Below are 19055 nucleotides of genomic sequence, written 5' to 3' on the forward strand. Positions count from 1 at the left end.
CTACATTTAGACAGATATCTTGAAATGTCTTTATGAAAGCGCTATAATTTTGATAGATTAATATTAGGAGGATTGGTTTTATGAAATCATCTAAAGCCACAATCACAATTTTCTCTGCTCTTGCTTCGGTTATTTTATTGACCAGCTGTGGAACGAAGACGACAGACAATAAGGCTACGCAAAGTAACACATCTGACAGTAAAGTCACCATGACTTATGACCAATTGCGGTCAAGGGAAAATACCATGTCCACTCTTTGGTATCAAAAGTCAGATGAAGCTAAAGCGCTGTACCTGCAAGGTTATAATGTTGCAACGAATCGTTTGAAAGAATTGCTGCAAAAACCGACAGATAAGCCTTACTCAATCGTTCTTGACTTAGATGAAACAGTATTAGACAACAGTCCTTATCAAGTTCAAAATGTCAAAGACGGTACGGCCTTTAATCCTAAAAATTGGGATGCATGGGTGAAAAAAGCTTCAGCTAAGGCAGTTCCTGGTGCCAAAGAATTTCTCCAATATGCACATCAAAACGGTGTTCAAATTTACTATGTTTCTGACCGTGATGCGAGCCAGGTAGACGCGACAATTAAGAATTTGGAAAAGGAAGGTATTCCAGTACAAGGGAAAGATCATTTGATGTTTTTAGAAAAAGGTGTGAAATCAAAAGAAGGTCGCCGTCAGAAAGTACAAGAAACGACGAATTTGGTCATGCTTTTAGGTGATAACCTCGTTGACTTTGCGGATTTCTCAAAAACATCAGCAGAAGAACGTAGTAAGAAATTAGAAGAATTAAAGAACGAATTCGGTGGAAAGTTCATCATCTTCCCAAATCCAATGTACGGTTCATGGGAAAGCACTGTTTATAACGGTAAAAAATTAGATGCGAAAGGTCAAACTGAAGAACGTCAAAAAGCATTAGAAGGATATAAAAAATAAAAAGGAAAACAGACTCAATGTCAACTGTAGTGGGTAACCTATCACTAAATGCGAGAGAGAATCAGATTGGTTCTCTCTTTTTTGATGTTCAAAGCGATGAGAATTTTCGTTTTAAAATTGTCAAAGTTCCGGAAACCAAAAGCTTAGCATTTGACGTCCTTGATGAGATGATTGGTTTATATTAAAAACAATGAGGGATATTCCTTATCTATTTTTTAATCGAAAATTCATTTGTTTTATGGTAAAATAGTTTCATTACAATACGAGGAAAAAAGATGTCATCTACGTTTGAAATTTTAATGAATCAAATTGATATGCCACTTGATATGAGACAATCAAGTGCCTTTTTACATGCAGAAATTGAGCAAGTTTTAGTGCATACCGTCAGTCATGTTTGGGAATTTCAGTTTGCTTTTGGAGAAATTTTACCCATTGAGTTGTTTCAAGAATTAAAAAAACGTTTAAATGAAGAATTTTCTAAGACGGGCAACCAAGCTATTTTTGAAATTAAGGCTGCCAATCAAGATTTTACAGAGGAGCTGTTGCAGGCTTATTACAAAGAGGCTTTTACAGAAGGACCTTGTGCCAGTCAAGGCTTTCGTAGTATGTACCAACAGCTACAGGTGCATGCTGAGGGCGATCAGCTCTGGATTGAGGGACCATCCAGCATTGATACGGAGCATTTTCGGAAAATCCATTTGCCCAATTTAGCCAAGCAATTGGTGAAGTTTGGGTTTCCGCATTTTCACTGTCAGGTTAAAGCAAGTGACGCCTTGACTCAGCAACAGGTTGAGACTTTCCAAGCTGAAAAAGAAAAGATTGTGCAAGCGGCTAATGATGAAGCTCTCAAAGCTATCGAAGCGCTGCAACAAATGGCACCACCACCAGCTGAGGAAAAACCAAGCTATTCTGATTTTCAAGCACGAAAAGCGGCTGCCCGACCAAAGCTGGACAAGGCAGAGATTACGCAGATGATTGACATCCAGACCGAGGAAAATCGCATTGTCTTTGAAGGTATGGTCTTTGATCTTGAGCAAAAAGTTACCCGCACAGGGCGTGTGCTGATTAACTTTAAGATGACTGATTATACTTCTAGTTTTGCCCTTCAGAAGTGGTTTAAAAACGAAGAAGAAGCCAAAAAATTTGACATCATTAGGAAAAATTCTTGGTTGCGTGTGCGTGGGAATATTGAAATGAATAACTTCACGCATGACTTGACCATGAATGTCCAAGATGTGCAAGAAGTGACACATTATGAGCGGAAAGACTTGATGCCAGAAGGTGAGAAGCGGATTGAATTTCACGCGCACACCAATATGTCAACCATGGATGCTCTTCCAGAAGTGGAGGAATTGATTGCGACAGCTGCTAAATGGGGGCATAAGGCAGTTGCGATTACTGACCACGGCAATGTGCAGAGTTTTCCGCATGGCTATAAAGCTGCTAAAAAAGCTGGTATTCAGCTGATTTATGGCATGGAAGCTAATATCGTGGAAGACCGAGTTCCTATTACCTATAACGAAGTGGATATGGAACTCAAGGAAGCCACTTATGTTGTCTTTGACGTGGAAACTACCGGTTTGTCTGCTATTTACAATGACTTGATCCAAGTAGCGGCAAGTAAGATGTACAAGGGGAATGTCATTGCTGAGTTTGACGAGTTTATCAATCCAGGTCATCCTTTGAGTGCTTTTACGACAGATTTGACGGGGATTACAGACGAGCATGTCAAAAATGCGAAGCCACTCGAGCAGGTCTTGCAAGAATTTCAAGACTTCTGTCAAGATACGGTACTTGTTGCCCATAATGCTACCTTTGACGTGGGATTTATGAATGTCAATTATGAACGGCATGGACTGCCACGAATCACGCAGCCAGTCATTGATACCTTGGAGTTTGCCCGTAATCTCTACCCAGAATACAAGCGCCACGGTTTGGGACCATTGACTAAGCGTTTTCAAGTATCGCTTGATCATCATCACATGGCTAATTATGACGCGGAAGCGACAGGACGCCTGCTCTTTATTTTCATTAACGATGCGGCAGAAAAACGAGGTGTCACCAATCTTCAAAAGCTAAACACAGATTTGGTGGATGAAAACTCCTATAAAAAAGCGCGGGTCAAACACGCTACGATTTATGTAAAAAATCAAACGGGTTTGAAGAACATTTTTAAATTAGTCAGTTTGTCTAATACAAAGTATTTTGAGGGCGTACCGCGGATTCCACGAACAGTTTTGGATGCGCACCGAGAAGGCTTGATTTTAGGAACAGCCTGCTCGGAAGGAGAAGTGTTTGACGCGGTTGTTTCGCAAGGCGTTGATGCTGCAGTGGAAGTCGCAAAATACTACGATTTTATTGAAATCATGCCGCCAGCAATTTATGCACCGTTGATTGCTAAAGAGCAGGTCAAGGATGTCGAAGAGCTTCACACCATTATCAAAAATTTGATTGAAGTAGGAAATCGATTAGACAAGCCTGTTCTTGCTACAGGTGATGTGCATTATATCGAGCCTGAAGAAGAAATTTATCGAGAAATTATCGTCCGTAGTCTAGGGCAAGGGGCGATGATTAACCGTACCATTGGGCATGGTGAAAATGCTCAACCAGCTCCACTTCCAAAAGCGCATTTCCGCACAACCAATGAAATGCTGGATGAATTTGCCTTCTTAGGTGATGAACTAGCTCGGCAGGTGGTTATTGATAATCCAAATCAATTGGCAGCAACCTTTGAACCGATTGAGGTGGTGAAAGGTGACCTTTATACACCATTTATTGACAAATCAGAGGAAAAAGTCGCTGAGATGACTTATGCCAAAGCTTTTGAAATTTATGGAAATCCGTTGCCGGATATTGTAGACCGACGAATTGAGCGGGAATTATCCTCCATTTTGGGGAATGGATTTGCCGTGATTTATCTGGCTTCGCAAATGTTGGTACAGCGTTCAAATGAGCGTGGCTATCTGGTGGGTTCACGTGGTTCGGTCGGCTCTAGTTTTGTGGCGACCATGATTGGGATTACTGAGGTAAACCCTTTATCTCCTCACTATGTTTGTGGCAAATGCCAGTATTCAGAATTTATTACGGACGGTTCTTACGGTTCAGGCTTTGATATGCCAGATAAAGATTGCCCACATTGTGGACATAAATTGAGTAAAAATGGACAAGATATTCCCTTTGAAACCTTCCTTGGTTTCGATGGTGACAAAGTGCCTGATATTGACTTGAACTTTTCTGGTGAAGATCAACCGAGTGCCCACTTGGATGTCCGAGATATTTTTGGTGAGGAATATGCCTTTCGTGCTGGGACTGTTGGTACAGTCGCTGCTAAAACAGCTTATGGCTTCGTGAAAGGGTATGAGCGGGATTACAATAAATTTTATCGTGATGCAGAAGTAGAACGATTGGCGCAAGGTGCGGCAGGTGTTAAACGAACGACTGGACAGCACCCAGGAGGAATTGTGGTTATTCCAAACTATATGGATGTCTATGATTTCACACCAGTTCAGTATCCGGCGGATGATTTGACTGCCGAATGGCAAACCACTCACTTTAATTTCCATGATATTGATGAAAATGTCCTAAAACTAGATGTACTCGGTCATGATGACCCGACCATGATTCGGAAATTGCAGGATTTATCAGGCATTGACCCAAATGAAATCCCAATGGATGACCAAGAAGTTATGGCTCTCTTTTCTGGAACAGATGTTCTCGGAGTGACACAAGAGCAAATAGGTACGCCGACCGGTATGCTGGGGATTCCTGAGTTTGGAACCAACTTCGTGCGGGGCATGGTGGATGAAACTCATCCAACGACCTTCGCGGAATTGCTCCAATTGTCAGGTTTGTCTCACGGTACCGATGTATGGCTAGGCAATGCGCAAGATTTGATTAAGCAGGGAATTGCCGACCTGTCTACTGTTATCGGTTGTCGGGATGACATCATGGTCTATCTGATGCACAAGGGGCTGGAGCCCAAGATGTCCTTTACCATTATGGAACGGGTGCGGAAAGGCATGTGGCTCAAAATTTCTGATGAGGAAAGAAATGGCTACATCGCTGCTATGAAGGAAAATAATGTGCCTGAGTGGTACATTGAATCTTGTGGAAAGATTAAGTACATGTTTCCCAAAGCTCACGCGGCTGCCTATGTGATGATGGCCTTGCGGGTGGCCTACTTTAAGGTACATCATCCGATTTATTACTATTGTGCCTACTTCTCTATCCGTGCCAAAGCCTTTGACATCAAAGTCATGAGTAGTGGACTGGATGCAGTGAAGCGCAAGATGAACGAAATCTCTGAAAAACGCAAAAATAATGAAGCTTCCAACGTTGAAATTGACCTTTATACAACTCTAGAAATTGTCAATGAAATGTTGGAAAGAGGTTTCAAATTTGGCAAACTCAATCTGTATAAGAGTGATGCGACAGAATTTCTTATTGACGGAGATAGCTTAATTCCTCCATTTTCTGCTATGGATGGTTTGGGAGACAACGTTGCAAAACAATTGGTTAAAGCGCGTGCAGAAGGAGAATTTCTTTCAAAAACCGAATTGCGCAAGCGTGGTGGCTTGTCCACTACTCTAGTCGATAAAATGGATGAAATGGGTATTCTAGGCAATATGCCAGAAGACAATCAGCTCAGTCTCTTTGATGATTTATTCTAAAACTTCTTCTTTTGATGAAAGACAGGAATTTCATCAACGGCAGCTGCCACTAAACTAGAATTTTTGCTTATTCATTTGCGAAATATTATTGATTTTGCAATCTTCCATGGTAATGATTTATTGCGAGTAGCTAGCTGTTTTTTGAAAGGTTCTGCCTCAAAATTACTACTTGTAAAATTTTTTACAAAATTTATAGATTACTGTTGTTCCTTGTAAGCTATTTACAAATAGAAAGGATACGTTATGAAGTTAATAATTTCAGCTGAAGATAAAAAAGCTCTAAGAGATTTTCATTATTCACTAGAATTTTCTGGGAAAGTAGTACTTGCTTCGGTGGCGTTGGTCAGTTTGGCTGTATTAGCAAGTCGTGCCTATTCTTCCAAAAACAAGAAAGGCTGCTGTTTGCATAAAATAGTGCAAAAGTGAGAATAATGAAATAATCAGGAAGGATAACTAAATGATTGGAAGTATGTTTGTCGGCTTCATTATTGGTCTAATTGCAGCAGCAATCACCAATCGTGGAGAACGAATGGGCTGTATCGGTAAAATCTTACTAGGTTGGTTTGGAGCCTGGCTTGGGCAAATGCTCTTTGGTAGCTGGGGACCTCATCTGTCAGATACAGCAATCATTCCTTCAGTGTTGGGAGCGATTATTCTTTTAGCTATTTTCTGGGAAAGAGGAAGCTGACTTCTAAAAATAGGAGTGAGACTGATACCTACGATTGCTAGTGCAGTCGTCCACAAAGGAATTAACATTTGAAAATGTTAATCTCAGCTTTCTTATTTCAAGGCTTCGGTACAAAATGTTCTGTATAGTCTCGCCCCACAAGGCGACTTAACTGTTTTCCTTACTGTTGAGGTAGTGAATGTAGAAAACGAAATTTTCATCAAAAGTGCTCTTTAGTGAATGAAGATGAGACTTGCTTCACAGGTTCTATTTATCACCTCAAAACGGTGCTTTGTTTCGTGCGATAGCAGTTACGTTAAAATTGCTTGTCATCATAAAGGAGTGCGTCTGAGACAGATTCACATGATAACTACAAAAAAAGAACAACCTTAATTTTCTGTTTATCAGAATGCCAAAGTTGTTCTTTTAATTTGTATTATTGAGTTATAGTGCTTTTATAAAGAAATTTTAATTAGGAATGCTGTTTTAGAACAGAGATTCCTTTTTATTTATTATTCAATCACTAACATGCCTTCTTTGATCGCGAAAGGATCTTTTTCATTGATGCGGTCATAGAACATGATGCCGTTGGTGTGGTCAATCTCGTGTTGAACTACGATTGAGTTGTATCCTTTGAGTTTGATACGGTGTTTTTCGCCTTCTTTGTCAAAATATTCAACAGTGACACGCGCATGGCGCACGACATAACCAGGCACTTCGCGGTCAACAGACAAGCAACCCTCCCCTTCAGCTAGTGCAGCATCTTGAACAGAATGTGCCACTACTTTAGCGTTGTACATAACCGTTTGCAAAGCGTAGGCTTCCTTTGGTGGATTACCCTCTTTGTCTGGCAGGTTTGGCACCAATACAGCAATAATCCGCTTTGACAGATCTAGCTGAGGTGCAGCTAGACCAACACCGCCACGAAGCCCCATTTTTTCAGCAGTTGCAGGGTCTTGTGAATTTCTCAAAAATTGGAGCATTTTTTCACCCAAGATAACTTCTTGTTCTGTAAGTGGAAAGGTGACATCCTTAGCGACTGCCCGAAGCGTTGGATTTCCTTCACGAATGATGTCATTCATATCAATCAAATGAGCTGGTTTTGTTAATTTTTCAATAACAGACATGTTTTCTCCTTCGTTCTAAAAATGGATTTTTATTCCAAATTAAATTCTTTGTATATGATAAATATAACACAAAATAAAGGAGAAAGAAAGGAATCGAAATAGCGTGTAATGAATATGTGGAGAAAACACGAAATAAATTAGTAAAAAATTAGTCTATTTTGCTTGATATTTTTAGCAAAAATATGTATGATATTTAGTTGAATACCTAAAATATTATTAGTAACAAAATAAATTACTTTTTAGGAGGGACAAAAAATTGAAAATTCTACTATTTAGAAATACGGGATATGTAACCAAAAAGTTTATACAAGAAGCTTTTCCAAAGGATACGGTTTATCTTTTGGGAGAAACAGATTTAAAAAGTTCAAAAAAATTAAAATTGACAGTTTTTCCGAAAACAAAAGAAGCCATTTTAGTAGAAGTTTTAAGAACCTATCAATTTGACCAAATTCGGCTCTTTGTCAACTGTAGTGGGTTAATGAAAAGCTAAGATTGAGAGAGGACGAGATTCGTTCTCTCTCTTTTGATATTCAAAGCGATGAGAATGCGTTTCTTAAAGTTGTCAAAGTTCCGAAATCCAAAAGCGTTTCGCTTGATGGCCTTAATGAGATTGTTGGTCGCTTCCAACTTGGCGTTGGAGTAGGGTAGTTCCAAGGCGTTGGTAATCTTGTCTCTGTCCTTCAGGAAAGTCCGAAAGACGGTTTGAAAAATCGGGTGAACATCCGAAATAACCTCCTCCATCAGGTCAAAGAAATAATCAGCTTGCTTTTCCTGAAAGTGAAAGAGCAGAAGCTGGTAAAGCTCATCTTCCCTTTCTTGAAGCTGTACTCATCCCAGCTCATAATCTCTGCCAGTTGGTTTCAAATTTGAATTCCTTGAACTTGCGAATGACGGTTGAAGTTGAGATAGAGAGCCTGTGGGCAATGTCAGTCATGACTTGTTTCTCAATCAGTAATTGAGCGATTTTTTGTTTGACTGCGGCGGCAATCTGGTGATTTTTCTGGACGAGGGAGGTTTCAGCGACAGCCATTTTTCCACAGTTCTTACAGCGAAAGCGACGCTTTTTGAGTCGGATAAGAGTTTTGTATCCCGCTGTCTCCAGATAAGGGATTTTAGAAGGTTTCTGGAAGTCGTATTTGGCCATCTGAGGGCATGGAGGGGCATCATAGTCAAGGCGGGCCATAATTTCTTTGTGAGTACTGCCATCAAAAAGATTGTCTATTTTGATATTTTGGTCTTTAATTCCAAGAAGTTTTGTGATAAAATCGAGTTGTTCCATATGAGTCTTTCTAATGAGTTGTCTAAACGCTTTTCATTATAGGTCATAGGGGACTTTTTATATACACAAAAATAACTCCATAATCTCTGCGGTGATGTTACCCACTACAGAAATTATAGAGCCTATAAAGTTTCCCCTTAAGTTGATATAAAAATAGCAACTTAGGGGGTGTTTGCTTTAACTTTGTGGATTATCAGATTGCGTCTTTTCATAAAAAACTGTATGATAGGGATAGTGTGATTTTAGAAAGAAGATAAGATGAAAAGATTCATGGAGAAAGCTAGTATTCTGGCTTTATCATTTGTGTTAACAACGGCATTTTCAATTTCCAGCGCCTTACCAGCAATGTCTCAGTTTTATAAGAATTATTCCTCTAGTCAAGTAGAGTTATTAGTCTCCTTGCCGTCCATTGGGATTATGTCTTTGCTGATTTTTAATAGTGTTTTAGAGCGTTTTTTATCTGAGCGACAAATGATTATACTAGGGCTATTGTTATTTTCTCTTTGTGGCCTCATCCCATTTTTCAATCAAGCTTATGGTCTCGTTTTTGCTTCGCGATTTATTTTTGGTTTAGGGCTAGGGATGATGAACCCTCGAGCAATTGCGATTATTAGTGAGCGATTCCAAGGGAGAGAGCGTGTGCAGATGTTAGGCTACCGTGGGTCAGCAGAAGTTGTTGGGATGGCTTTGTTGACTTTAGCGGTCGGGCAACTCTTGCGTTTTGGTTGGACAACTACTTTTCTGGTTTATACAGTTGGCTTTATTGTTTTAGCATTGTATCTTTTGTTTGTTCCTTATGAAAAAAGCAAAGTCGATAAACATAAGTATCTCAAGTCTGCTCAAAAAATGACCACAAAACAAGTGCGTTTAAGCATATTGTTGGCTTTTATAGCTGGAATGATTGTATGTACCAATGTCGCTATCAATTTACGTATTCCAAGTCTTGTCTTACAGAATAAAATGGGAAGTGCTGAAACAGCGAGCTTGATTCTCAGCTGTATGCAGCTTATCGGGATTTTAGCTGGTGTTAGCTTTGCTAGTCTAGTGAGTTTACTGAAAAATCGCTTATTGACAGTAACGGGAATTGTTTTTGGTTTCAGTCAAGTGATGATTGGCTTTTCGAGCCACATTTGGTTCTTAAGTTTAAGTGCTCTGTTGGCTGGTTTTGCTTATAGCGTATCTCTAACAGCTGTATTTCATATTGTATCAGAGAAAATTCCTGCCCATTTGGTCAATCGCGCAACAGCGATTGTTGTCTTGGGTTGCAGTAGTGGTGCTTCGGTGTCAACATTCGTCCTATCCTTGATTGGAATCATTTCTTCTGTTCCAACCTTTATTTTTAGTGTATTAGGAGTTCTCATGATAGCAGTATCCATTTTAGCTGTTTTTGTCACTCATCAACAAAATGAGGAAAAAGATGCGATTAGATAAGTTTTTAGTAGAAATGGGCTTTGGCTCACGAACAGAAGTCAAGCAACTATTGAAAAAGAAGCAAGTTTTGGTGAATGGAAAAATAGAAACATCTGCGAAAGTGCAAATAGATGAAAATCAGGACGAAATTTCGGTCAATAACCGAGTTCTAGTCTATGAAAGATTTGTCTATTATCTTTTAAATAAACCCAAAGGTGTCATTTCTGCTACTGAAGATGATAAGCATCGAACGGTTTTGGATTTGCTGGATGAAAATGCACGTCAGAAAGAAGTCTTTCCAGTTGGACGGCTCGATATTGATACTCATGGTCTTTTGTTATTAACCAATAATGGAGCTTTGGCTCACGCTATGCTGTCTCCTAAAAAGCATGTAGCAAAAGTTTACCGTGCAAAGGTAGATGGGATTATGACTGAAAAAGATGCAGAGCGTTTTGAAGCAGGGATAGAGCTCAAAGACTTTACCTGTCAGCCTGCAAAACTGACCATATTAGAAGTGAATGAAGAGCAGCAAACTTCTCTGGTGGAGATTATAATTTCTGAAGGAAAATTTCACCAAGTGAAGCGAATGGTTCAGGCTTGCGGAAAAACGGTAACAGATTTGGAACGCCTTTCTATGGGACCGCTTATGCTGGATGAGCGTTTGGAATTAGGGGCTTTCCGTCGTTTGACAAAAGAAGAATTAGAAAAACTCACTATTTTTGGTGTAGAACTCTAAGTCGGAATGTCCCATTTGACAAAACCTTTCCTTCTTGGTAGAATAAGAATGTCGTTAAAGACAAATAACTTTTTCTTGGTATTAGGTGGGCCAAGCCTAACACTCGGATGAAGCGTAAAGAAAAGGAGTCTATCATGGCAATCTCAAAAGAGAAAAAAAATGAAATTATTGCACAATATGCACGTCACGAAGGTGACACAGGTTCAGTTGAAGTACAAGTAGCTGTTCTTACTTGGGAAATCAATCACCTCAACGAACACATCAAGGTACACAAAAAAGACCACGCTACTTACCGTGGTTTGATGAAAAAAATCGGCCGCCGTCGTAATCTTCTTGCCTATTTGCGTAAGAACGATGTTAACCGTTACCGTGAATTGATCAACTCACTCGGACTTCGTCGTTAATTCAATTAAAAGTCTCTCATGAAAATGAGAGACTTTTTTTCTACCATTAGAAATAGAAATGTGGCAGAGTAAGCATATCCTTTGACTGTTGTAACAACTATTGATACAATGTATTTATAAAAATAATTACAAATGTAATTGAATAATAAAAAGGAGAATGACCATGATTGAAATCACTTATTTGGATGCTAGTAAGCAAGAGAGGGTTATAACGTTTGAAAGCTATCAAGAATTTGAGCAATCTCAACAAGCCTGCTTGATCAATGTAGCAGATTATTATCCGGTTCAAAAGCTGCTTGTTAATGGACAAAAATTGGATTACCAAGGGACTTACGGTGATGTTTTCTTTTATCTAATGAAGCAAGATTTAAATCAATACAAATAAAAGTGAGGTAAAATGATGACAAAAGCTATTACTGATGTAACGTTTGAAGCAGAAACAAAGGACGGTCTTGTTCTTATTGACTTTTGGGCAACTTGGTGTGGACCTTGTCGCATGCAAGCTCCTATTTTGGAACAACTTTCTGCAGAAATTCCAGAAGATGAATTGAAAATCGTGAAGATAGACGTTGATGAAAATCCAAATACCGTACGACAATTTGGTATTATGAGTATCCCGACTCTCTTATTTAAAAAGAACGGTCAAGTTGTGAAACAAGTCGCCGGGGTACATACAGCAGCACAAATCAAGCAAATCATGACAGAATTAGGATAAAGCATAAAATCCGCTTAGTTTTTAAGCGGATTTTTAGGTGCCTGAAAACTTTTAGTCACTAGGATACTTAAAAGAGATTCTTGAGGATTCTAATAAAACTAAAAATAAAGTATTGACTTATTTAAAATTAAGTGTATAATTATGTTTAACAAAAATTAAGCAATCCTTTAACAAAAAGAAAGTGGATATGAAATGAAACGAATATTGCAAAATAAACTGTTTATGGGAACTTTCGTCTCAGATATGTTGTCTAATTTTGGAGATGTACTCTATTATTTGGCTTTAATGAATTATGTTCTGCTATTGCCAGAAGCAAAATTTGCAATCTCTTTAGTGACTTTATCTGAAAGTTTGCCTTTTCTAACGATGATTTTCATGGGCATGTGGGGCGATCGTACTAAGAAAAAAGTAGATACGATTTTGGCGACGCTTCTGTTTCGGACAGGGCTGTATCTACTCATTGGTCTGGCTATGGGCTTTCAGCCAGCTTTATGGATAGTGATTTTAGCTGTATTGGTCAATCTTTTATCTGACTTAGCTGGTCAATATGAAGATGCTTTGCATATACCACTCAGCCTTCGTATTATTCCAATGGAAGATCGTGAAGCCATATATGCCTTTCGTCAAGGAGCAAGCTCTATCCTAAAGATTCTCTTTCAATCCAGTGGAGCAATTTTAGCTGGGCTGATGAGTTATCAACACCTCGCATTTTTTAATGCTGGAACTTTTGTAGTTAGTGCTTTGATAATGATGATACTTCGTCCTAGTTTAAACAAGTTGCTCAAAGACAAACCAATTCATTCTTCTGTTGAGAATCGTGAGGGAGAGAGGCATTTTATTAAAAATACATGGAATAGTTTGCAGCAATCTTATCAAACTGTTCAGAATATCTCCGTCTTAAAGACTTCTATTTTTACCATTGCTGGTTTAAATGCTGTGTTTGCAGCAGAGAATGCACTGCTCCTCCTAAATATGAAAGAAAATCCCAGTTTTGCATTTATCAATCCAGCCACAACTATAGCAACCGTTACAGTTGTAACTTTGATAGGAAATATTTTGGGGAGTGTTTTGGTAACGACCTTATTAAAAAAAGTAAGTATGGAATTTTTGCTGAAGATTTCCGTATTCATGCCCCCTGCTCTCTTTATTGGTTTTTTACTCCACAGTATTTATATTATTTTCTTGGTTAATTTTTTGACAATGGTTATCGTAGGCATTTTTCAGCCGAAGATGAATGCTTTTATCATTTCATCGCTTCCTGAGGAGCATTTGGCGACAATCAGTGCGGGGATTAGTAGTTTTTGCACATTAGGCTTAGTTCTTTGTCAAATGCTAGTAGCAGTTTTGGTAACGTTCTTGTCATCAGCCCAGATTGCTTTCTTATTTTTAATATTATCATCGATTTTATTCTTTTATACACTGAAAGTGCCCAGAAAAAATGCTAAACACGTGATGCAATAGCTTTCTAAACAGTTTACTTGTTAGGGTGAATTTGATAAGATAACACTAAAGAAGGAGTAAAGATAATGGTGGAAGTACAGTATTCAGAACAAGCAAGTGATTTAATGGAGCAGTTTTCTCTATCTACTCTGATACAGGATAGAAGAGAGACTATCGAAAGTTTTAGCGGCAAAGAGCGTGAGCTTTTTAAAGATGTTCTTCCTGTGATGGAGGAGCTTCGCCTTTTGTTTCAACCTTATAAGGAAAAAATGGAAACTTATTATTTGACTGGTTATGGAATCACCTTGCTACAAAGTTGCTATTTGGAGATGGTAGATAAGGGGCTGACGCCCAAATCTGTTGAAGCGGTACATGCCTACTGTTTGCAGCTAGATGCCGAAGCGATAAGAGAACAGTTAAAAGGTCTCTTAAACACAGGTCCTGAGCACATGGCTAAAAGTGGAGATTTTTGGGATTATTTAGAAGCATCATCTATTAAATCAGAAACTAAGTGGTATTTCAGTCAATTTTATCGGAAGCCACTTGAAGCTATGAAAGAGTTAATAGAGTTGTCTCGGGAACTTATTCCGCTTTACCAGCCTTACTTGGAAAAAAGTACTGCCGAACGTAGAGCTTATGCGGCATCCTTTTCATTGGAGGATACCATTACAGAGTCTGCTAGTCTGTCTCATTTTGATTGGAATTTTAAAGAAAATCAATTTATTAGGCTTTATGTTGTCAGTCCATGGGTGGTGCAGTTTTTATCTTACTTCAGTGAAACAGAACCGAAAGAGAGTCATTATTTTATCGTTTCTTGTCGCATTGATCAACTACTTAAAAGCGGAACAGAACTGGATATGGATACGTTTGCCGCAGTTCTCAAGGTACTTAGTGACAGCACACGCTATAATGTTATGGTAGAATTAGCTAAACCGTATGCTAAGAGCAAACGGATTGCTGAAGAGTTAGATATTACTGGAGCAGCGGTTTCTTTTCATACTCAAAAGCTCATCAATGTAAAACTCCTACTTTTTAATCGTGACCATAAAGATGTGAAATATGATGTAAATAAAAGTTTACTTAGAGAAATCATTGCCAAGCTGACTAGTGACTTTGGCTTGGAAGAAAAGTGAACAGAAAGATCTTTGGATTAGTTACAGACGAAAAAGTCCACTTAGAATTTCTAAGCGGATTTTTGAGTAGTTTCTGTTATTCTTCCAATTCTTTACTGTATTCAATAATCTGATCAACTGTGTCTGACAAGAATTGAATGGTATCACGGAGTGGTTTATCAGTAGAGATATCCGCACCAATGATGCGAGCTGATTCAAGAGGCGTTTTGCTTCCGCCAGATTTGAGGAAGTTGAGCCAATCGCGAGCACCATTTTCATTATTTTTCAAATGGAGATAGCCAGCAGTCGAGATGACGAGACCTGCGGAATAGGTATAACTATATAGTCCCATGTAATAATGACTTTGCCGCATCCAAGTGAGTGCAGCATCGTCATCAATTTCCACCGCATCACCCCAGAATTCGGTCAGAACCTCTTTCATAATGCTATTGAGCTTATTGGCACCAAAGGTTTCGCCTGCTTCAATCAGATTGTAAACCCGACGTTGGAAAGCGGCTTCTAGGAGGTGAGTGATGAAGTTATGGAAGTAGGTGTCAGTTAAGCGATGCGCAAGAGCAAAACGTTTTTGGCGTGGATTGTCAAATTGATGCTCTAAATAGTCGCTAAGCAGCAGCTCATTAAAAGTAGAAGGAGCTTCTACATAATAAGTTGACATGTGGGTGTTAAAGTAGCTTTGGCTATTGTCAGAGAAGATAAATTGCCCAGAGTGACCAATTTCGTGAATTAGAGTATATACATCACTCATGCGATCAGTCCAGCTCATGAGAACGTACGGGTGCACACGATAAGGGTCGGTCGCATAACCACCGGAGTCCTTACCGGCATTAGCTGCAAAATCCACCCAACGTTCTTTTTGATAATTGGCAATTTCGCGCGTGTATTCTTCTCCAAGCGGAGCAACTGATTTCATCACTAAGTCGTAAGCGTCATCAATAGTGACATCAGGATTGAGTGCGCTGTCCAAGTCCAATTTCCAATCTGCAAAGGTCATTTTTTCAAGACCGTTGATTTTAGCAACGTGTTTGAGGAACTTTTGTGCAACAGGTGCAAATTCAGTCATGATGAGGTCAATCTGCCGGTCAAACATAGAACGGTCTACCTCTTGCTCAGCCAAAAGATAGTCAAAGACAGAGTCATATCCCCGCATATCAGCAATCAGTTTTTCAGATTTTACTTGAGCCAGATAAGCTGCAGCAGCGGTATGCTGATGTTTACGAAGTCCAGCTGAGAAAGAACGGAAAGACTTTTCACGGACTTGAGCATTTTCGTGATTTTGGTAGAAATTTTCGTAGCTGATAAAGCTATTCTTATAAACTTTTCCGTCTACTTCAAAATCCTCCATGGCAAAATCACCTGCCCTCATTTTGGTGTAAATGTCTTGTGGGCTGTAAAAAACTTCACTAAGATTTGTCAGAGCCTTTTCGACATCAGCACCTAAATAGTGAGCTTTTTGAATTTTTGCTTGACGAATTGCAGCAGTCAAATGCGGTAGTTGTCCGAGACGGTCGAGTACTTTTTCATCGGCATTTACCAAAGCTGCGTCAAAGAAGCTAAGCGCAACGCTGGCTTCTGTTTCAAAATCTGTACCAGCTTGCGCAATCTGTGCAAAGCTTTCATCACCGTAATCCGTTGTTTGCGGCATAAAGCTGTAGTTGCCAATATGGCTTCTTTGGATGTAGATTTGCTCCAACTCAGCGAAGGCTTTTTCAAAATCCTCGAAAGTATGGAGGTTATCCTTATAATCACGTGTGAATTGGTTAATGTCCTCGCGTGTTTTTTCAATCGCACGCAAGAAATCCTCTCGGTCTTGATAGAGGGCTGTTAAGTCCCACAGTTCATTTTCTGGAAATTCAGAACGTTGTTTTTGTTCAACCATAAATCTATTTCTCCTTGTCATTAACTTTCTTCTAGTATAGCAGAAAAACGCAATAAATAGACAGCATTTCAAAAATTATCGCTAAATTCTCAAAAATTCTTGGTAAAAAGCTGTTTTAAGGCTTTTTCTTTTAGTTGAAAATATGATAAAATAAGGTTTATACGTGCTTGATACAAAGATGAGGATTTAAAGGCTTATTGGAGACAATCCTTGTTTATTTCAAAAGTACAGCAGATGAACATTGTGAGCGTTTAACGAGATTTGCGACAGGAACTTGTTAAATCAATACTATTTGGCAAGAGGCTTTGACTTAGCAAGGTATTTAGCGATTAGTGTAAATGGATTAGGTACTAAGTACCAATCAATTTTAATGCTTTATATCTTGATCTTTGTAGGCAAGACGTATAAAAAAATTAGAAATTGAGCATAAGCTCAACGAGGGATATATATGACAAAGCAAGTATTTAAAACTACTTTTGCTGGTAAAGACTTGGTAGTTGAAACAGGTCAAGTGGCGAAGCAAGTGAATGGTAGCGTAGTGGTGCGCTATGGTGAAAGTACCGTTCTGACAGCAGCCGTCATGTCAAAGAAAATGGCGACTGGTGATTTCTTCCCACTTCAAGTCAATTATGAAGAAAAGATGTATGCAGCTGGGAAATACCCTGGTGGATTTAACAAGCGTGAAGGTCGTCCTTCAACGGATGCGACTTTGACAGCTCGCTTGATTGACCGTCCGATTCGTCCCATGTTTGCGGACGGTTTCCGCAATGAAGTTCAGGTTATCAATACCGTTCTTTCTTATGATGCGGATGCTTCAGCACCTATGGCAGCTATGTTTGGTTCATCTCTTGCGTTATCAATCTCAGATATTCCTTTTAATGGTCCAATTGCTGGTGTGCAGGTTGGCTATGTCAATGGAGAATTGGTCATCAATCCAAGTCAAGAACAAAAAGAAGCTTCGTTATTGGAATTAACCGTTGCAGGAACTAAAGAAGCGATTAACATGGTGGAATCTGGTGCCAAAGAATTATCAGAAGAGCTGATGCTGGAAGCCCTTTTGAAAGGTCATGAAGCAGTGAAGGAATTGATTGCTTTCCAAGAAGAAATCGTAGCAGCCGTCGGAAAAGAAAAAGCAGAAGTTGAGCTTCTTCGTGTGGATGAAGAATTGCAAACAGAAATTGTAGCCGGCTATAATGCTGATCTTCAAAAAGCCGTTCAGGTAGAAGAAAAATTAGCTCGTGAAGCCGCAACGCAAGCAGTCAAAGACGAAGTAATAGCCCTTTACGAAGAAAAATATGCTGACCACGAAGAATTTGACCGCATCATGCGTGATGTGGCTGAAATTTTAGAGCAAATGGAACATGCAGAAGTACGGCGTTTAATTACTGAGGACAAGATTCGTCCAGATGGTCGTAAGGTAGATGAAATTCGTCCATTGGATGCTGAAATTGACTATCTGCCGCGCGTGCATGGCTCTGGTCTCTTTACTCGTGGGCAAACGCAGGCTTTATCTGTCTTGACCTTGGCACCGATGGGCGAAACACAAATCGTTGACGGTTTGGATCCAGAATACAAGAAACGCTTTATGCACCATTATAATTTCCCACAATATTCTGTAGGAGAAACGGGACGCTATGGAGCACCTGGTCGTCGGGAAATCGGTCATGGAGCCCTCGGCGAACGTGCGCTTGCGCAAGTATTACCAAGTTTGGAAGAGTTTCCTTATGCTATCCGCTTGGTGGCAGAAGTCCTCGAATCAAATGGTTCCTCTTCACAGGCCTCGATTTGTGCTGGGACGCTGGCTCTCATGGCTGGTGGGGTACCAATTAAAGCACCTGTAGCCGGAATTGCTATGGGGCTCATTTCAGATGGTAGCAATTACACGATTTTAACAGATATTCAAGGCTTAGAAGATCATTTCGGAGATATGGATTTCAAGGTGGCTGGTACACGTGAAGGAATTACTGCTCTTCAAATGGATATCAAGATTGAAGGAATTACTGCTGAAATCTTGCAAGAAGCATTGGCTCAAGCTAAAAAAGCACGTTTTGAAATTTTAGATTTGATTGAACGTACAATTCCAGCTCCTCGTCCAGAACTCGCTCCAACCGCTCCAAAAATTGATACCATCAAGATTGATGTTGATAAAATTAAGATTGTCATCGGTAAAGGCGGTGAAACGATTGACAAGATTATCGCAGAAACAGGTGTCAAGATTGACATTGACGAAGAAGGAAATGTTTCTATTTACTCTAGCGATCAAGATGCGATTAACCGTGCCAAAGAAATCATTACAGCTCTTGTGCGTGAAGCAAAAGTAGATGAAGTTTACCATGCAAAAGTGGTTCGGATTGAGAAATTCGGTGCTTTTGTCAATCTCTTTGACAAGACAGATGCCTTGGTGCACATCTCAGAAATGGCTTGGACGCGTACCAATAAGGTTGAAGATTTGGTACAACTTGGTGATGAAGTGGATGTCAAAGTCATTAAGATTGATGAAAAAGGTCGTGTGGATGCTTCTATGAAAGCATTGCTTCCACGTCCTCCTAAAGAAGAGAAAGCAAAAAAACATCATCATAAAACACATAAAGAGCATAAAGCTGTTCAAGAAGAAAAGGCGCAAGACTAGACAGGTTGCTAAGTGTTTGCCTTCAGTCTAA

Annotated in this window: 15 protein-coding genes and 2 pseudogenes; 13 read left to right on the top strand and 4 right to left on the bottom strand. The window is 39.5% G+C overall.

Annotated features, from left to right (window positions below; genetic code table 11):
* The first annotated feature begins 80 nt into the window (after window positions 1-80).
* Window positions 81-938: a 5'-nucleotidase, lipoprotein e(P4) family gene (locus tag EL079_RS09165; RefSeq protein ID WP_003030859.1), complete on the top strand. Its 858-nt coding sequence runs from the start codon at window positions 81-83 to the stop codon at window positions 936-938.
* Window positions 939-982: 44 nt separating this feature from the next.
* Here EL079_RS09165 and EL079_RS09170 read toward each other — a convergent pair.
* Window positions 983-1114, bottom strand: a pseudogene (locus EL079_RS09170) (ISL3 family transposase); the annotation flags it as partial.
* Between the two features lie 99 nt (window positions 1115-1213).
* Here EL079_RS09170 and EL079_RS09175 point away from each other — a divergent pair.
* The 3 genes from EL079_RS09175 (at window position 1214) to EL079_RS09185 (ending at window position 6296) form a co-directional block, all read left to right on the top strand.
* On the top strand, window positions 1214-5608 hold the full coding sequence (locus tag EL079_RS09175; protein ID WP_018543590.1) for a PolC-type DNA polymerase III: 4395 nt from the start codon (window positions 1214-1216) through the stop codon (window positions 5606-5608).
* A 243-nt stretch (window positions 5609-5851) separates the two neighbouring features.
* Window positions 5852-6034, top strand: a complete 183-nt coding sequence (locus EL079_RS09180; RefSeq protein ID WP_003030868.1) for a hypothetical protein — start codon at window positions 5852-5854, stop codon at window positions 6032-6034.
* A gap of 31 nt (window positions 6035-6065) precedes the next feature.
* Window positions 6066-6296 (top strand): GlsB/YeaQ/YmgE family stress response membrane protein, encoded by a 231-nt coding sequence (locus EL079_RS09185; protein WP_003026266.1) that lies wholly within the window; start codon window positions 6066-6068, stop codon window positions 6294-6296.
* Window positions 6297-6787: 491 nt separating this feature from the next.
* Here EL079_RS09185 and def read toward each other — a convergent pair whose 3' ends face one another.
* Window positions 6788-7402 carry a peptide deformylase gene (gene def, locus EL079_RS09190; protein ID WP_003030927.1) on the bottom strand — a complete coding sequence of 205 codons (615 nt, stop codon included), beginning with the start codon at window positions 7400-7402 and terminating at the stop codon, window positions 6788-6790.
* Window positions 7403-7658: 256 nt separating this feature from the next.
* Between def and EL079_RS09195 the strand changes: the two genes are divergently transcribed.
* Complete coding sequence (locus EL079_RS09195; RefSeq protein WP_018543589.1) at window positions 7659-7892, top strand: hypothetical protein; 234 nt, start codon at window positions 7659-7661, stop codon at window positions 7890-7892.
* Here the strand turns inward: EL079_RS09195 and EL079_RS09200 are convergent.
* Window positions 7889-8681: pseudogene (locus tag EL079_RS09200) on the bottom strand (transposase). The gene EL079_RS09195 and the pseudogene EL079_RS09200 sit on opposite strands and share 4 nt — an antisense overlap.
* A 258-nt stretch (window positions 8682-8939) precedes the next feature.
* Between EL079_RS09200 and EL079_RS09205 the strand changes: the two are divergent.
* From EL079_RS09205 to EL079_RS09235, 7 genes are all read left to right on the top strand, one after another.
* A complete protein-coding gene (locus EL079_RS09205; protein ID WP_003030895.1) occupies window positions 8940-10112 on the top strand; it encodes an MFS transporter in 1173 nt (390 codons plus the stop codon).
* Entirely contained in the window at window positions 10099-10827 is a 729-nt protein-coding gene (locus EL079_RS09210; RefSeq protein ID WP_003030921.1) for a pseudouridine synthase, read from the top strand. Before EL079_RS09205 ends, EL079_RS09210 begins: the two co-directional genes overlap by 14 nt.
* A 134-nt stretch (window positions 10828-10961) precedes the next feature.
* Complete coding sequence (rpsO, locus tag EL079_RS09215; protein ID WP_003026255.1) at window positions 10962-11231, top strand: 30S ribosomal protein S15; 270 nt, start codon at window positions 10962-10964, stop codon at window positions 11229-11231.
* A gap of 163 nt (window positions 11232-11394) precedes the next feature.
* Window positions 11395-11616 (top strand): DUF4649 family protein, encoded by a 222-nt coding sequence (locus EL079_RS09220; protein ID WP_003030867.1) that lies wholly within the window; start codon window positions 11395-11397, stop codon window positions 11614-11616.
* 15 nt (window positions 11617-11631) lie between these two features.
* On the top strand, window positions 11632-11946 hold the full coding sequence (trxA, locus tag EL079_RS09225; protein ID WP_003030848.1) for a thioredoxin: 315 nt from the start codon (window positions 11632-11634) through the stop codon (window positions 11944-11946).
* 192 nt (window positions 11947-12138) lie between these two features.
* On the top strand, window positions 12139-13407 hold the full coding sequence (locus tag EL079_RS09230; protein ID WP_018543587.1) for an MFS transporter: 1269 nt from the start codon (window positions 12139-12141) through the stop codon (window positions 13405-13407).
* A 65-nt stretch (window positions 13408-13472) separates the two neighbouring features.
* A complete protein-coding gene (locus tag EL079_RS09235; RefSeq protein ID WP_003030924.1) occupies window positions 13473-14519 on the top strand; it encodes an ArsR/SmtB family transcription factor in 1047 nt (348 codons plus the stop codon).
* 76 nt (window positions 14520-14595) lie between these two features.
* On the opposite strand, the gene pepF is transcribed toward EL079_RS09235, so the two are convergent.
* Window positions 14596-16395: an oligoendopeptidase F gene (gene pepF, locus EL079_RS09240; RefSeq protein ID WP_003030883.1), complete on the bottom strand. Its 1800-nt coding sequence runs from the start codon at window positions 16393-16395 to the stop codon at window positions 14596-14598.
* Between the two features lie 448 nt (window positions 16396-16843).
* On the opposite strand from pepF, the gene pnp reads away from it, so the two are divergent.
* Window positions 16844-19024: a polyribonucleotide nucleotidyltransferase gene (gene pnp / locus EL079_RS09245; protein WP_003030884.1), complete on the top strand. Its 2181-nt coding sequence runs from the start codon at window positions 16844-16846 to the stop codon at window positions 19022-19024.
* Window positions 19025-19055: the final 31 nt, after the last annotated feature.

The sequence above is a fragment of the Streptococcus anginosus genome (genome assembly GCF_900636475.1).
Lineage (GTDB): Bacteria > Bacillota > Bacilli > Lactobacillales > Streptococcaceae > Streptococcus > Streptococcus anginosus.